Raw genomic sequence first — 1027 nt, 5'->3', positions numbered from 1 at the left:
GCTTGCGGGAGCCGCATCTACTTGCCCTGCGTCCTCGGTGGCCGAGGGCTCCGCGTCCGCGGGGGCGGTCGCCGCGGCGTTTGTCTCCGTACTGGCTTCGCCCGTAGGGGCGGCCGGATCAGTTGTCGTGGTGGGACCGGTGGTTGCCGGGGTTGCGGCTTCACCGTCGGGGGCGTAGGTGAAAACATAGGACCCTTCGATGGGGTGCCCGTCGGCGGACACGGTCCGCCAGTCCACCGTGTAGGAGTCCGCATGTTCGAGTTCGACGCCGGTCGAGATAACCGGGCCGTCAATGGTGACCTCGCCCGAACTAGCCGGGTGTCCGTCTCCGGCGGTGACCTCAATGATCGTCGTCTGCAGGGTATTGCTGCTCTGCGGGGCCCCCGTAAGTGTCAGGGACACCTCGCCCGGGTCGGTGGTGATCATCTCTCCCTCCGCCGGTGACGTCGACACAAGAGAGTCGTGGGCCTGGGCGGGAAGAGCGGTGGTCAGGCCAAGGAAGGATAGGACCAGGCTGGCGGTCGCTGCGCGGGCAATGAAGGACCGCCCGGTGGTGGTGTTCATGATGAAAGCCTTTCGTGCTGTGTCGGACACGCTTCGGTGCCGACACGCGGGATCAAGAAGAATTAAGGGGATGCCGTGGGGTGGGCGGCATTCTCCGCCGCACCCTGAACGGTGCTGGAGGTGTTTCGTCTCGGTAGCGTGGACGCTACGAGGCGCCGCACAGGTGCGGCACGGGTGGCCCGCGGACACCGCCGGCACGGAAGTACGGTGCAGGATGCGGGCGGGTTAGATCCGCCCACGCCGGCAGACCGACGGACCGCACCATGGTCGGTGACGGGGAGATCACTGGCAGCAGTGGAGTGATCCAGGTCAGGAGGCGGGACAGCGCCGCATCACCCTTGGCCAGCACGATCGATACCAGAACGGTGCCGATAAGGTGAGCGAGGACCATGAGAGTCGCAGACGGATGCTCCAGGACGTGCGCGTGGTCCTGCGGAAGCTCACCGATCGACCCCATACCCAT

Annotated in this window: 1 protein-coding gene and 1 pseudogene; both read right to left on the bottom strand. The window is 66.3% G+C overall.

The genetic code is table 11. The features are described 5' to 3' along the window. The coding region (locus CXQ96_RS17855) for a copper resistance CopC family protein (RefSeq protein WP_104119364.1) at positions 1-564 on the bottom strand (564 nt) is incomplete at its 3' end. A 145-nt stretch (positions 565-709) separates the two neighbouring features. Next, positions 710-1027 (bottom strand): annotated as a pseudogene (locus CXQ96_RS18555) (hypothetical protein); the annotation flags it as partial.

This window comes from Arthrobacter sp. B1805 (assembly GCF_002929745.1).
Classification (GTDB): Bacteria; Actinomycetota; Actinomycetes; order Actinomycetales; family Micrococcaceae; genus Arthrobacter_D.
This window is presented reverse-complemented; position numbering and strand designations above follow the sequence as displayed.